This window comes from Pseudomonas fluvialis (assembly GCF_002234375.1).
Lineage (GTDB): Bacteria > Pseudomonadota > Gammaproteobacteria > Pseudomonadales > Pseudomonadaceae > Aquipseudomonas > Aquipseudomonas fluvialis.
This window is the reverse complement of sequence record NZ_NMQV01000014.1, coordinates 173,576-187,875: the sequence shown is the minus strand read 5'-3', so window position 1 is coordinate 187,875 and position 14,300 is coordinate 173,576. Positions and strand designations below refer to the sequence as shown.

The following is a 14,300-nucleotide window of genomic DNA, read 5'->3' as shown; positions in this document are numbered from 1 at the left end:
CCCCAGCGCCGTTGCCATTCGCGGTGCACTGCCAGGCGCGCGCAAACGCTACCTTGCCCGCTGAACGCAAAACCCCGGCGCATGGCCGGGGTTCTGGGGAGCGTACAGGGCTTAGATATAGAAGGCCTTCAGCGGCGGGAAGCCATTGAATTCCACCGCACTGTAGCTGGTGGTGTAAGCACCGGTGGAGAACCAGTACAGGCGGTCACCGCTGGCCAGGTTAAGCGGCAGGCCGTACTTGTAGTTCTCGTACATGATATCGGCGCTGTCACAGGTCGGCCCGGCGATGATGACTTCTTCCATCTCGCCCTTCTTCTCGGTCCAGATGGGGAACTTGATCGACTCGTCCATGGTTTCGATCAGGCCGCTGAACTTGCCCACGTCGGTGTACACCCAACGCTCCACGGCGGTACGCGACTTGCGTGCCACCAGTACCACTTCGCTGACCAGGATACCGGCGTTGGCAATCAGCGAGCGGCCCGGCTCAAGGATGATCTCCGGCAGTTCGTCGCCGAAGTCTTCCTTGAGGAAGCGGATGATTTCCTCGGCGTAAGTCTCCAGGCTGTTGGTGCGGGCAATGTAGTTGGCCGGGAAACCGCCACCCATGTTGATCATCTGCAGGGTGATACCGTCCTCTTCCTTGAGGCGCTCGAAGATCACCTTGACCTTGGCGATGGCCGCGTCCCACACGTCGATGTCGCGTTGCTGGCTGCCAACGTGGAAAGAGATGCCGTACGGCACCAGGCCCAGCTGCTTGGCGAGGATCAGCAGGTCCAGGGCCATGTCCGGGTTGCAGCCGAACTTGCGCGACAGCGGCCAGTCGGCGCTGTTGGAACCTTCGGTGAGGATACGCACATAAATCTTTGCCCCCGGCGCCGCCTTGGCAATGTTGCGCAGGTCGGCTTCCGAGTCGGTGGCGAACAGGCGCACGCCCTTCTCATAGAAGTAGCGAATATCGCGGGCCTTCTTGATGGTATTGCCATAGCTGATGCGCTCGGCAGCTACGCCAGCGCTCATCACCTTGTCCAGCTCGTAGATGGAGGCGATGTCGAAGTTGCTGCCCTTGTCGCGCAGCAGCTCGGTGATCTCGATGGCCGGATTGGCCTTGACCGCGTAATAGATCTTGGCAAACGGGAAGCAGCTGACCAGCTGATCATAGGAATCGGCGATGGTCTGCTTGTCGATGACCACGAAAGGGGTTTCCTGCTGGTCGGCAAACGCCTTCATTTTCTGGAAGGTGTCGCGGGCGTAGTAGTCTTCGATCTTGATCGGCATGGAAGGCTCCAGGTAGACAAACAAAAGGTGTATAGGGGTGACACTGAACGCCTAATCCGTTTCCCCACTTTGGTTCGCCTACTTCCCAAGGCATGTCGCCGAAAGCAAAAAGGCCAACCTGGGGGCAGTCCCACCTGCAGGTTGACCTTGCTGTCTCGTCGTCAGTACTTGAGCCGGATGGATCGTTTCCAGCATGGACGTTCGGCGCGGACTTTAAGACCATGCCCCGGTGAGATCAATCAAAAAATGCCGCTAATTTGCAGCCTGTTGTCGCCCTGCTGGTTGACTGTTCCAGATTCCAAACAAAACGCTCTGGAATGCTTTACAAGCCAGACTCCACGCGGCTTGCATCGACTGCGCGGCGTGCCGCCATTTGCCGCTATAATCGCCGCCTTTTTTGACAATACGACGACTGCGTCGACAGGTTTCCCAGCATGAGCATCCAGGCCGCCGAAGTGGCGAAGCGCCGTACCTTCGCCATCATTTCCCACCCCGACGCCGGTAAGACCACCATTACCGAGAAGCTGCTGCTGATGGGCAAGGCCATCGAGGTTGCCGGTACGGTGAAGTCGCGCAAGTCCGACCGCCATGCCACCTCCGACTGGATGGAGATGGAAAAGCAGCGCGGCATCTCCATCACCACCTCGGTGATGCAGTTCCCCTACCGCGAGCACATGGTCAACCTGCTCGACACCCCCGGCCACGAAGACTTCTCGGAAGACACCTACCGCACCCTGACGGCGGTAGACAGCGCGCTGATGGTGCTCGACGGCGGTAAGGGCGTGGAACCGCGCACCATCGCCCTGATGGAAGTCTGCCGCCTGCGCGACACGCCGATTGTCAGCTTTATCAACAAGCTCGACCGCGATATCCGCGACCCGATTGAGCTGCTCGACGAGATCGAGGCGGTGTTGAAGATCAAGGCCGCGCCGATCACCTGGCCGATTGGCTGCTACCGCGACTTCAAGGGCGTGTATCACCTGCACGAGGACAAGATCATCGTCTACGTGCCGGGCCACGGCCATGAGCGCACCGAGCAAAAGGTGATCAACAAGCTGGACTCCGACGAAGCCCGCGCCCACCTGGGCGACATGTACGATGATTTCGTCGAACAACTGGAACTGGTCCAGGGCGCCTGCCACGCGTTCGACCAGGACGCCTTCCTCAAGGGCGAGATGACCCCGGTGTTCTTCGGCACCGCGCTGGGCAACTTCGGCGTCGATCAGGTGCTCGACTGCATCGTCGACTGGGCGCCGCAGCCGCTGTCGCGCGCCGCCCACGAGCGCGTGGTCGAGCCGGTGGAAGAGAAGTTCAGCGGCTTCGTGTTCAAGATCCAGGCGAACATGGACCCCAAGCACCGCGACCGCATCGCCTTTATGCGCATCTGCTCCGGCAAGTACGAGAAGGGCATGAAGATGCGCCATGTGCGCATCAAGAAGGACCTGAAGATCGCCGACGCCCTGACCTTCTTCTCCAGCGAACGCGAGCAGCTGGAAGAAGCCTATGCCGGCGACATCATCGGCCTGCACAACCACGGCACCATCCAGATCGGCGACACCTTCACCGAGGGTGAAGTACTGGGCTTCACCGGCATCCCGCACTTCGCCCCGGAACTGTTCCGCCGTGTGCGCCTGAAGGACCCGCTGAAATCCAAGCAGCTACGCCAGGGCCTGCAGGAGCTGGCCGAGGAAGGCGCGACCCAGGTGTTCTTCCCCGAGCGCAACAACGACATCATCCTCGGCGCCGTCGGCGTGCTGCAGTTCGATGTGGTCGCCAGCCGCCTCAAGGAGGAATACAAGGTCGAGTGCGCCTACGAGGCGATCAACGTCTGGTCGGCACGCTGGATCGAATGCAGTGACGAGAAGAAGCTCAAGGAGTTCAAGGACAAGGCCTTCGAGAACCTGGCGGTGGATGGCGGTGGCCACCTCACCTACCTGGCGCCGACCCGGGTCAACCTGAGCCTGATGGAAGAGCGCTGGCCGGACGTGAAATTCCGCGCCACCCGCGAACACCACTAACCCCCTGCCTGCCTAGTCGGCTTGGCCGTGCAACGCGGCCAAGCCGAGCATTCCGCTCAATCAAGCAACGCATCATCACCTATACTGGGTATAGGTTCTTTAGGCATTTTTCCGAACAATACAGTGCCCCTAAAGCAACCACTTGTGCGTACTCAAGTTCCACCCGATAACGACGATACAAACTCACACTGCCTTTCCTTGCTCCGAGGTGAATATGTCCATTCGCGATGTCCGCGTGGCTACGCGTGCCGGTGTTGGTTTTGCCCTGCTTGCCCTGCTGGTTCTGCTGGTTGGCAGTTTTTCTCTCATGCAGATGGGCAAGCTGCATAGCCAAGGGGAATACATTAACCAGACCGTGATGCCCAGCCTGGCATCTATCAATACCATCAGCACGGATATTTTGAGGGTTCGCGCGCTCACCTTGCGATTGATGATCCAGCGCGATCCTAGCCAACAACAACAAGCAATCCGCACTCTGGATGAATTGAAAGGTCATTTGCACGACAGCGAGCGCAAATATGAAAGCTTGCTGGAAGCCGACAACGAGCGCGCCATGTTTCAACGACTGATGAACGCCCAGCGCGCGTACATGAGTGAGCAACAGCGCATCGTCGAACTGGTACCGCAGGGGCGTCATGATGAAGCACTGGCCGTAGCCAACGGCCCGCTCAACCAGCATGCTGATGATCTATTCCGCGCACTGAATGAGCTGACCCAGTTCAACAATGACAACGCGGCGGCGGCGCAAAAACAAAGCGAGGCGATTTATCAGAGCGCCTTCAACCTGGTAGTGGCGATCATCGTCGCCGCCATCGCCCTGACCATCCTGCTCGCCGTACTGCTCACCAACAGTATCGTGCAACCGCTGCGCAAGGCCGTCGGCGTCGCGCAAGTCGTGGCCAAGGGCGACCTCTCGCAAAGCATCCAGCTGGAAGGCAACGACGAACTGACCAGCCTGATGCGCGCCCTGCAGGACATGCAGCAAAGCCTGCGCAGCACCATCCAGCAGATTGCCGATTCCTCGACCCAACTGGCCTCGGCCTCCGAGGAGCTGCACGCGGTCACCGAAGACTCCACGCGGGGCATGCACCAGCAGAACAACGAACTGGAGCAGGCAGCCACCGCGGTCAATGAAATGACCGCAGCGGTCGATGAAGTCGCGCGTAACGCCGTCAGCACCTCGCAAGCCTCGCAAGCCTCGAGCAAGACCGCCGAGCAGGGCCGCGACCAGGTGCTGCGTACCGTCGACTCCATCGACAGCCTGGCCGAAGACGTCACCCAGACTGCCGGCCAGGTGGAGCAACTGGCCGACAAGGTGCGCGACATCAGCAAGGTGCTCGACGTGATCCGTGCGATTGCCGAACAGACCAACCTGCTGGCACTCAACGCCGCCATCGAAGCCGCACGCGCCGGCGAGCAGGGCCGCGGCTTTGCCGTGGTGGCTGACGAAGTGCGCCTGCTGGCACAACGCACCCAGCAGTCCACCCAGGAAATCGAGCAGATGATCGGCGGTATCCAGCAAGGTACCGACCAGGCCGTGAATGCCATGCGCCATAGCAATGAACGCGCCCGCACCACCCTCGACGTCGCCCGCGCCGCCGGCGAGGCACTCGACCTGATCGCCCGCTCGATCACCGAGATCAACGAGCGCAACCTGCTGATCGCCAGCGCCTCCGAAGAGCAGGCCTCGGTGGCCCGCGAAGTGGACCGCAACCTGGTGAATATCCGCGACCTGTCCCTGCAAACCTCGGCCGGCGCCAACCAGACCAGCGCCTCCAGCCAGGAGCTGTCACGCCTGGCCGTGGAGCTGAACAGCATGGTCAGCCGCTTCCGCCTGTAACCCGGCCAGCAACGAAAAAGCCCGCATCACTGCGGGGCTTTTTTGTGTCCATGGTGCCGGAGACAGGAATCGAACCTGCGACCTTCTCATTACGAATGAGCTGCTCTACCGACTGAGCTACACCGGCCAGGGGCTGCTTTGTAGCAAAACTGCCGGCCAGCGGCAAGGCGCTTGCTCAGGCCGTTTCCTCCAGGGCCCGTAAAAACGCCTCCAGCACGCGATGCGGGCGACGCTCGCGGCGCGTCACTGCGGCCAGGGTGATGGCGTAGCTGCGCGTCTCGGCTTTCAGTGCGCGCAGGCGACCCTGCTGCACCCAGGCCGCCGCGTAGTGGTCCGGCAGGTAGCCGATATAACGCCCGGTGAGGATCAGGAAGGCCATGCCTTCGCGGTCCGAGGCGCTGGCCGTACAGTTCAGCCGCTGGTAATGGCCCTGCACTTCGGCAGGCAGGCGGAAGGTCGGGGCGATGGCATCCTGGCTGTCCAGTCGCGCATCCTCCAGCTGGGCGTCCTCGATAAGGAACAGCGGGTGGCCCACCGCGCAGTACAGCAAGGCACGCTCGTCATACAACGGGCGATAGTCCAGCCCGGACAACGCGCCCACCTGCGGCACCACGCCCACTTGCAGGCTGCCATCAAGCACGCCCTGCTCCACCTCGCCCGGAGTGGTCATGCGGATGTTGATCGGCACTTGCGGGCCCAGCTCTTTAAGCCGCGCCAACGCATGGGTGATACGCATGTGCGGCACCGTCACCAGATTGTCGGTCAGGCCAATGTTCAGTTCGCCACGCAGCTGCTGATGCAGGCCGTTGACCTCGGTGCGGAAACTCTCCAGCGCCGCGAGCAGTTGCAAAGTGGCCTGGTATACCTCGCGGCCCTCCTCGGTGAGCGCAAAGCCGGCGCGCCCGCGCTGGCAGAGACGCAAGCCCAGGCGCTGTTCAAGATCGGCCATCTGCTGGCTGATCGCCGAGCGGCCAATGCCCAACGCACCTTCCGCCGCCGCGAAGCCACCGCACTCCACCACGCTGCGGAACAGCTTGAGCAGGCGTACATCGAAATCGCTGACCTGGGCCAGGGTATGCGGGCGTGCTGCAGGCATTGTTTAGCAGAACCTTAACTGAACATCATAAAAGCCATGTTTTACTGACTTTATGCCCATGGCACGCTGCCGGCAACCCTTCCCGCCGCCTGCGAGACCTGCCATGAACCTGCCGCACCGCGCCGACCCCGTCGTCGCCAGCCAGCTCAAGCTGGACGCCCACTGGATGCCCTTTACCGCCAACCGCGCCTTCCAGCGCGATCCGCGCATCATTGTCGGCGCCCACGGCAACACCCTGATCGATGACCAGGGTCGCCAGGTGTTCGACAGCCTGTCCGGCCTGTGGACCTGCGGCGCCGGCCACTGCCGCAGCGAAATCCAGCAGGCGGTGGCCCAGCAACTGGGCAGCCTGGACTACTCGCCGGGCTTCCAGTACGGCCACCCGCTGTCGTTTCGCCTGGCCGAACAGATTGCCGCGCTGATGCCCGGCGACCTCGACCATGTGTTCTTCACCGGCTCCGGCTCCGAGTGCGCCGACACGGCGGTGAAGATGGCCCGAGCTTACTGGCGCTTGAAAGGCCAGCCGAGCAAGAGCAAGTTCATCGGCCGCGCCCGCGGTTACCACGGCGTGAACATCGCCGGCACCAGCCTCGGCGGCATCGGCGGCAACCGCAAGATGTTCGGCCAGATGATGGACGCCGACCACCTGCCGCACACCCTGCAACCGCATCTGGCGTACACCCGCGGCATGGCCGAAACCGGCGGCGTGGAGCTGGCCAATGAGCTGCTCAAGTTGATCGAACTGCACGACGCCTCGAACATCGCCGCGGTGATCGTCGAGCCGATGTCCGGTTCGGCCGGGGTGATCGTGCCGCCCAAGGGCTACCTGCAGCGCCTGCGCGAGATCTGCACGCAGCACAATATCCTGCTGATCTTCGACGAAGTGATCACCGCCTTCGGCCGCCTGGGCACCTGGAGCGGCGCGGAGTACTTCGGCGTTACCCCGGACATCATGAACACCGCCAAGCAGATCACCAACGGCGCAGTGCCGCTCGGCGCGGTGATCGCCTCACGGGAGATCTACCAGACCTTCATGCAGCAGCCGGCCGCGCCGCACATGATCGAGTTCAGCCACGGTTATACCTACTCCGCCCACCCGGTCGCCTGCGCCGCCGGCCTGGCCACCCTGCAACTGATGCAGCAGGAACAGCTGGTACAGCAGGCCGCCGAACTGGCCCCGCAGTTCGCCGACAAGCTGCATGGCCTCAAGGGCAGCCGACACCTGCTGGACATCCGCAATTGCGGCCTGGCCGGCGCCCTGCAACTGGCGCCACGCGATGGCGACGCCGTGATCCGCCCCTACGAAGCCGGCCTCAAGCTGTGGCAAGCCGGCTTCTACGTGCGCTTTGGCGGCGATTGCCTGCAGTTCGGCCCGACCTTCAACACCCGTCCGGAGCAACTGGACAGCCTGTTCAATGCCGTCGGCGATGTCCTGAACAGCCTCGACTGATACGCCCTGCCCCTCGCCCGCCACGGGCGAGGGGTGTTCCGCATACCCCCTACGAGAGCCATGCCATGAGCACCATCGCCCACCTGATCAACGGCGAAATCGTCTTCCGCAGCGGCCGCACGACTGCGGTCTACAACCCGGCGCTGGGCGCCGCCATCCGTCAGGTCGAACTGGCCGACGCGAGCACCGTCCAACAGGCCATCGAGGCCGCCCAGGCGGCTTTTCCCGCCTGGCGCAATACACCGCCGGCCAAACGCGCGCAGGTGATGTTCCGCTTCAAGCAGTTGCTGGAGGCCAACAAGGACAAGATCGCCGCGCTGATCAGCGAAGAGCACGGCAAGACCCTGGAAGATGCGCTGGGCGAACTGCAGCGCGGCATCGAGAACGTCGAGTACGCCTGTGGCGCACCGGAGCTGCTGAAGGGCGAATACAACCGCAACGTTGGCCCGGCCATCGACAGCTGGAGCGACTTCCAGCCGCTCGGTGTAGTCGCCGGCATCACCCCGTTCAACTTCCCGGCCATGGTGCCGCTGTGGATGTACCCGCTGGCCATCGTCTGCGGCAACTGCTTCATCCTCAAGCCGTCCGAGCGCGATCCCAGCTCGACCCTGCTGATTGCCGAACTGCTGCATGAAGCCGGCCTGCCCAAGGGCGTGCTCAACGTGGTGAATGGCGACAAGGCCGCCGTGGACGCCCTGATCGAAGCCCCCGAGGTCAAGGCCATCAGCTTCGTCGGCTCCACGCCGATCGCCGAGTACATCTACCGCGAAGCCAACAAACACGGCAAGCGCGTGCAGGCCCTCGGTGGCGCGAAGAACCACGCCGTGGTGCTGCCGGATGCCGACCTGGACAACGCCGTGAATGCGCTGATGGGTGCGGCCTACGGCTCCTGTGGCGAACGCTGCATGGCCATCTCGGTGGTGGTAGCGGTCGGTGATCAGGTCGCCGACGCACTGATCGAGCGCCTGGTGCCGAAGATTCAGGCGCTGAAGATCGGCGCCGGCACCGCTTGCGGCCTGGACATGGGCCCGCTGGTCAGCGCCGCGGCGCGTGACAAGGTCAAGGGCTATATCGATGCCGGCGTGGCACAAGGCGCCAAGCTGGTGGTCGACGGCCGGCAACTGGTGGTGCCGGGCTGCGAGGACGGCTACTTCGTCGGCGGTACGCTGTTCGACCAGGTGACCCCGCAGATGAGCATCTACCAGGAGGAAATCTTCGGCCCGGTGCTCTGCGTGGTGCGCGCCGCCAGCCTTGAGCAGGCCATGCAACTGATCAACGACCACGAGTACGGCAATGGCACCTGCCTGTTCACCCGCGACGGCGAAGCCGCCCGGCTGTTCTGCGACGAGATCGAGGTGGGCATGGTCGGCGTCAACGTGCCGCTGCCGGTGCCGGTGAGCTACCACAGCTTCGGCGGCTGGAAGCGCTCGCTGTTTGGCGACCTGCATGCCTACGGCCCGGACGGCGTGCGCTTCTACACCAAGCGCAAGACCATCACCCAGCGCTGGCCGCAGCGCGCCAGCCACGAAGCGGCGCAGTTCGCTTTCCCGAGTAACGGTTAAGCGGCACACAGGGCTGGTCGCAGGACTGGCCCTTTCTCATGCCGTGCGAATTTTCGTAGGTATCGTAATGCTGAGAAGTACAGCGCTATTCACCCCACAGGCGCGCCTTCAGCCGAACACGTTCTCACGGAAACACTGCTGGATATGCGCCACTTCCTCGGCGCGCGCCTGCAATGCCTGCAGGCAGGCCGGGTCGAACATCTGCCCGGCACGCGCGGCCATCCAGGCAAACGCCTCGGTATTGCTCCAGGCCTGCTTGTAGGGGCGCTCGCTGGTCAACGCATCGAACACATCAGCCACCGTGACGATCCGCGCCTCCAGGGGAATCCCCTCGCCTACCAGGCCACAGGGATAGCCCGTGCCGTCATAGAGCTCATGGTGGTGCATGACGATATTGCGCAACATCGGCACCTGGCTGACGCTGGCCAGGCCGAAGTTGTCCAGCAACTGGTCGATCAGCTGCAGGCCGGCGCGGGCATGCTCACGCATGATGCGCTGTTCTTCGTCGTCCAAGCGGCCGGGCTTGAGCAGTACGCGGTCGGGGACGGTGATCTTGCCCAGGTCATGCAGCGGCGCGAACAGGTAGATGTGCTCGACAAAGCTGTCATCCAGCCCCTTGGCCGGGGCGATACCCTGGGCGATCAGCCGCGCATAGCGCGACATGCGCTCCAGGTGGTTGCCGGTTTCCGGGTCACGCGCGTGGGTCAGGTTCATCGCCGACTTGAGTGTGGCGAGCAGCGTACGCACGCTGGAGCGTTCGTTGTAGACCATCAGGCTGGCCAGGTGGCCAAGCACATCCAGCTCGCTGAGCAGCGCCCCCTGAAAGGTTCCGGCTTGCCGGGCATTGAAGAACACAAAGCCGAAGAAATAGCCGTTCACGCACATCGGCAGGGTGTAACTGGCCCGGTAGCCGGCTTCCAGCAGGGCTTGAACATGCTGTTTGTGGCTGTCTTCCAGCACGCTGAAGTCGTTGATCACCCGCGGCGTCTGGCTCGCCGCCACCGTCTGCAGCCAGGTCGTGTCATGCAGGCGCGCATGATAGAAGGGCAAGGCATTGGCGCCGTTTTCTACGGCGACGAAGGTTTTTACCCAATCGCTGCCATGGTCATACAGCGCCACAGCCAGGCGCTGCACTTCGGGATACTTCTGTTGCAGGGTGTGCAGGAGCTGTTGCAGCTTGTGCTGTAGCGGCCCCTGCTCCTGCCATTGGTGAAGCTGCGACATACCTTGCCCCCACATGCTGTCCGTACAGGGAAGCTTAGCCAAGTCACGCGGGCAGGCACAGTATCTCGCCAGTAGTCCGTTCGGCATCCGACGCCTCCTGGCGCCGGTGCCACAAGCGTCCGATCAGTTCTGCGTGCTGCAGGCATCGGCCAGGGTGCGGTAGCGCAATACGCGCTCGGCACCCTTGGAGTCGCGGTAGGTCATACGCGCCTCCACGGGACCACAGTGCTTGCTGGTGTCGGTTTCCACACGCAGTACCTGGGCAATGTCCAGAGCCTGGCCGTAGTGGTAATCCTCGATAGGCGTATCCGAAGCGTGAGCGGTGCCGAGCAGGCCAAGGGCCAGCAGGACGGTAAAGGCATAGTGCATCTGTCGTAACCTCGTGCTGATAACAGAATCCCGCCAGGGCCGGGCTGGTCGCTGGCGGTGAGTACGGGGCAGATGCTAGGGAGCCGCATGCACGACTTGAAATCACTTTTGCCAATAGTGGCTATCGCTTGACAGGCCTACCAACGCGGTGGTGCGTAGTAATAGCTGTGCCGGCCAGCATCACGCAGGCCCTGCTGATAACCCTGCTGGTAACCCTGCCGATAGGCCTGCCGCGGCTTGTGCGGACGATGGTAGTGGGACGGCTGCTCGCGCCGCTGCTCCCAGCGGGCAAACCCCTGGGGCTGGCCATGCGCTCGTCCGTAGTAGCCGGACTGCGGCGCGTAACCCTGCTGGCGCGGTGCCTCATGGCGCTGCCCGGCGAGCACCGAGCCAAGTGCCACGCCCGCCACGGTTCCGATGATCCAGGCTTCCCGTTCGCCGGCCTGGGTATGACCCGCCAGCAGCAAACCGACTGACAACACAGCGACAGGGGGCAGATGACGCAACATGGCGAATCTCCTCAGGGGACAGGAAATACCGCGCGCCGACTGGCGCTGCGGTTGCCTGATATGACCTGCACCGCCCTGAGCAAGTTGCACCGCTGCCAGGTAATTTCTTCTTTACAGCAGGCCCAGTTCCTTGGCCCGCGCCACGGCCTGGGTACGCCGCTCCACGCCGAGCTTGCTGTTGATATGCCGGGCGTGGGTTTTCACCGTATGCAACGAGATGAACAGCCGCTCGCTGATCTGCTGATTCGAGTAGCCCTGGGCGATCAGACGCAATACATCGCTCTCTCGACCAGACAGCGGTTCGGCCAGGTTGCCTGAGGTGACCGGCAGTGGACTGGAAAGCACTGGCAGGTAACCGAGCAACTGGTCGCGTAGCGGGCCAGGCGCGCAGGCTTGCAAGGCGCCACGCCAGGTTTCCGGTTGTCGCTGCAACAACTCCAGCAGTGGCATCAGTGCCCCACCCTCGGCCACCTGCAAGGCGTCGCCCAGCACCTGCTGCGCCTCGACCGAGCGCCCGGCGCCCTGCAGCAGGCTGAACAGCCGGGTCTGCGCAATCAGTGCCAGCAGCTGGCCGCCCTGACTCTGTGCCTGCCCGATCAGCCCGCGCAGACGCCGCTCAGCCTGCGCATCATCCCCTTGCAGGTGAGCCAGGCGAGCCTGATAGAGCTGGATATGCAGGGGCAGTTGCGGGTGGAATTCCGGCGCTGCCGCCGCTTCTTCGCCACTGTAGGTCAGAGCCAGACGAGCCAGCCAGGCAGCAGCCATCTCCAGCTGCCCCTGGGCCAGCCACAGCTCACATTTGACCAGGGTAATCATCGCCAGGTAGTACACCGGCGGAACATCCCAGCTGTGCATGAGCCGTTCCGCCTCAGCCAGCTGGGCGAAAGCCGCATTGAAATCCTGACGCCAGCCAGCACTCCGCGCCAGCACACAATAGCCCAGCAGCAGACTGATATCACGACACTGCCGCGCCTCGTGGATACCGGCGGCAAAGCAGGCTTCGCCGGTTTGCCAGTCACCTTGCAGGGTCAGCAGGTAACCCTGGTACAGGGCCAGGCGTGCACGAATCGCGTAATGCCGCTGGGCCGGCAGGTCGGCGAGCAGTGCCTGCCCGGCATGGATCTCAGCCAAGGCGCGGCGCACTTCGCCACGCGCCTGCAACACGCGCGCGCGGTCATAGTAGGCCAGCGCCTCGAACAACGGATTGCCCATGCGCTGGGCCAGCTCCAGGGCATCGCGATTGAGGCCGCGCGCCCGCCACAGGTCGCCACGCGCCACGGCCAGGTTGGCCAGGGTCGACAAACAGAGCAGGCGCTGCCCGGCTTGTTCATGCCCGCCACTGGCCAGCGCCTCGCTGCAATAGGCTTCGGCACGTCGGGTATCACCGCGCCCGCGGGCAATGAAGCCGCTGAGTGCCAGCCACTGTTGCAGCAAGCCCTGCTGGCTCGCGCCGTCACGTGCCGGCAGAAAGCGCGCCAGACAGTCGCTGAGCTCTTCAGCCGCATCCAGCTGGCAGGCCAGCGCCAGCGCCCAGCCGTAGAGGATGATCAGGCGCGGCGTGCTGGCCAGCAGGCTGTCGGGGAGGTCCATCTTCCAGCGCAAGAGTTGCCCGACATTCTGTTCCGCCAACAGTTGCTCTTCGGAAAGATTCTGCACCAGGCTGGCCGCCACCTCTGGGTGACCGGCACGCAATGCCTGGTCAATCGCTTCATCCAGCAGCCCCTGGCCACTGAACCAGCGACAGGCGCGCAGATGCAGGCCGACCAGCGGCTCGCCAGCCTGCTCAAGACGGTTGCGCAACAGGTCGGAGAACAGGTGGTGATAACGAAACCAGCGGCCCTGCTCGTCGAGCGGCACGAGAAATACCTGGTTGGCCTGCAACTGGGCAATGATCGGCTGGCTGTCATGCGCATCGCGCAGTGCATCGCAGAGCTCTGCGCAGAAGCGCTCAAGAAAAGCGGTGCGCAATAAAAACCCCTGCACCTCCGCGCTCTGCCGCTCGATCACCTCTTCCAGCAGGTAGTCACGGATCAGTCCCTGGTCACCCTGCAGGCCACGCTCCAGCAGCGCCGGTTCGGCGGACTCCTGCGCCGCCAGCAGCCACAGGCGCAAGCCCGCCACCCAGCCTTCACTGCGAGCCAGCAGCGCACTCAGCAGCTCAGCGGGCAGGCCAGCCCCCTGCGCACGCGCCAGCTCGAGCATCTCGGCATCACTCAGCCGCAGGTCCTGTTCCTGCAGCTCCAGCAGTTGCCGGGCCAGGCGCAGGCGCGCCAGGTGCCAGTCAGGGCGCTGACGACTGGTCACCAGCAGCACCAACCCCTGGGGCAGGTGGTTGAGCAGAAACTGCAGGCAACGATCCAGCACCTCACCCTGCGCCAGATGGTAGTCGTCCAGCACCAACAACAACGGAGCCGACGCCTGCGGGAGTGCTTGCCACTCATCGAGTAGCTCGCCCAGCCACTGTTCGAAGGCGAAGGGCTGGTGACGCTGGCGCAAGCGCAACTGAACCAGTGCTTCCTCGCCAAAGCCCGCGCGCTGTTCACGCAAGCCAAGCAACAGTCGCTCAAGGAAACGCCCGGGATCGGCATCGCGCGCACTGAGCCCAAGCCACAGGGAATGCCAGGGGGCTGGCAAGGTTTCACAGCACTCGATGGCCAGCGAGCTCTTGCCGAAGCCCGCCGGAGCGCTGATCAGCAGCAGCCGTCCAGTCAGCCCCGCGTGCAGACGCTGGCACAACTGCGGACGCGACAGGTAGCCCGGTGGCAAGGGGGGGCGATAGAAAGAGCTGGCCGCCTCAATCATCACCGAACTGCCTGCCAAGCCGTCATTCATTGCGCAAATCCCTGCTATCCCACGTGCCGCACACCTTACCTTGAGCCCTCGCGTGGGCAAAGCGGGGTTTTCCATAGGCATAAAAAAACCGGCCCACCAGGGGCCGGTTCTTCATACAGCGAGGC

General features: G+C 63.4%; 10 protein-coding genes, 1 tRNA gene and 1 pseudogene. 5 read left to right on the top strand and 7 right to left on the bottom strand.

Translation table 11 applies throughout. The features are described 5' to 3' along the window. Window positions 1-111: 111 nt before the first annotated feature. Window positions 112-1,275, bottom strand: a complete 1,164-nt coding sequence (locus CFY91_RS08995) for a type III PLP-dependent enzyme (protein ID WP_093986013.1) — start codon at window positions 1,273-1,275, stop codon at window positions 112-114. Window positions 1,276-1,709: 434 nt separating this feature from the next. Between CFY91_RS08995 and CFY91_RS08990 the strand changes: the two genes are divergently transcribed. From CFY91_RS08990 to CFY91_RS08985, 3 genes and pseudogenes are all read left to right on the top strand, one after another. Then, window positions 1,710-3,293, top strand: coding sequence for a peptide chain release factor 3 (locus tag CFY91_RS08990; protein WP_093986012.1), 1,584 nt, complete (start codon window positions 1,710-1,712; stop codon window positions 3,291-3,293). A gap of 214 nt (window positions 3,294-3,507) precedes the next feature. After that, window positions 3,508-4,050: pseudogene (locus CFY91_RS16420) on the top strand (MCP four helix bundle domain-containing protein); the annotation flags it as partial. A gap of 6 nt (window positions 4,051-4,056) precedes the next feature. Continuing rightward, a complete protein-coding gene (locus tag CFY91_RS08985; RefSeq protein ID WP_371870500.1) occupies window positions 4,057-5,133 on the top strand; it encodes a methyl-accepting chemotaxis protein in 1,077 nt (358 codons plus the stop codon). A 51-nt stretch (window positions 5,134-5,184) separates the two neighbouring features. Here CFY91_RS08985 and CFY91_RS08980 read toward each other — a convergent pair. Together CFY91_RS08980 and CFY91_RS08975 are read right to left on the bottom strand one after the other, a co-directional pair. Continuing rightward, a tRNA-Thr gene (locus tag CFY91_RS08980) sits at window positions 5,185-5,260 on the bottom strand. A 48-nt stretch (window positions 5,261-5,308) separates the two neighbouring features. Continuing rightward, window positions 5,309-6,229, bottom strand: a complete 921-nt coding sequence (locus CFY91_RS08975) for a LysR family transcriptional regulator (protein WP_093986010.1) — start codon at window positions 6,227-6,229, stop codon at window positions 5,309-5,311. Window positions 6,230-6,332: 103 nt separating this feature from the next. On the opposite strand from CFY91_RS08975, the gene aptA reads away from it, so the two are divergent. Together aptA and CFY91_RS08965 are read left to right on the top strand one after the other, a co-directional pair. Next, window positions 6,333-7,679 carry an omega-aminotransferase AptA gene (gene aptA, locus CFY91_RS08970; RefSeq protein WP_093986009.1) on the top strand — a complete coding sequence of 449 codons (1,347 nt, stop codon included), beginning with the start codon at window positions 6,333-6,335 and terminating at the stop codon, window positions 7,677-7,679. A gap of 65 nt (window positions 7,680-7,744) precedes the next feature. Then, window positions 7,745-9,241 carry a CoA-acylating methylmalonate-semialdehyde dehydrogenase gene (locus CFY91_RS08965; RefSeq protein WP_093986008.1) on the top strand — a complete coding sequence of 499 codons (1,497 nt, stop codon included), beginning with the start codon at window positions 7,745-7,747 and terminating at the stop codon, window positions 9,239-9,241. Window positions 9,242-9,349: 108 nt separating this feature from the next. On the opposite strand, the gene CFY91_RS08960 is transcribed toward CFY91_RS08965, so the two are convergent. From CFY91_RS08960 to CFY91_RS08945, 4 genes are all read right to left on the bottom strand, one after another. Further along, window positions 9,350-10,465 carry an HD domain-containing phosphohydrolase gene (locus tag CFY91_RS08960; RefSeq protein ID WP_207759386.1) on the bottom strand — a complete coding sequence of 372 codons (1,116 nt, stop codon included), beginning with the start codon at window positions 10,463-10,465 and terminating at the stop codon, window positions 9,350-9,352. A 123-nt stretch (window positions 10,466-10,588) separates the two neighbouring features. Further along, window positions 10,589-10,834 (bottom strand): DUF2790 domain-containing protein, encoded by a 246-nt coding sequence (locus CFY91_RS08955; protein ID WP_093986006.1) that lies wholly within the window; start codon window positions 10,832-10,834, stop codon window positions 10,589-10,591. Window positions 10,835-10,971: 137 nt separating this feature from the next. After that, complete coding sequence (locus CFY91_RS08950; protein WP_093986005.1) at window positions 10,972-11,343, bottom strand: hypothetical protein; 372 nt, start codon at window positions 11,341-11,343, stop codon at window positions 10,972-10,974. Between the two features lie 111 nt (window positions 11,344-11,454). Beyond that, on the bottom strand, window positions 11,455-14,175 hold the full coding sequence (locus CFY91_RS08945) for a winged helix-turn-helix domain-containing protein (RefSeq protein ID WP_093986004.1): 2,721 nt from the start codon (window positions 14,173-14,175) through the stop codon (window positions 11,455-11,457). Window positions 14,176-14,300: the final 125 nt, after the last annotated feature.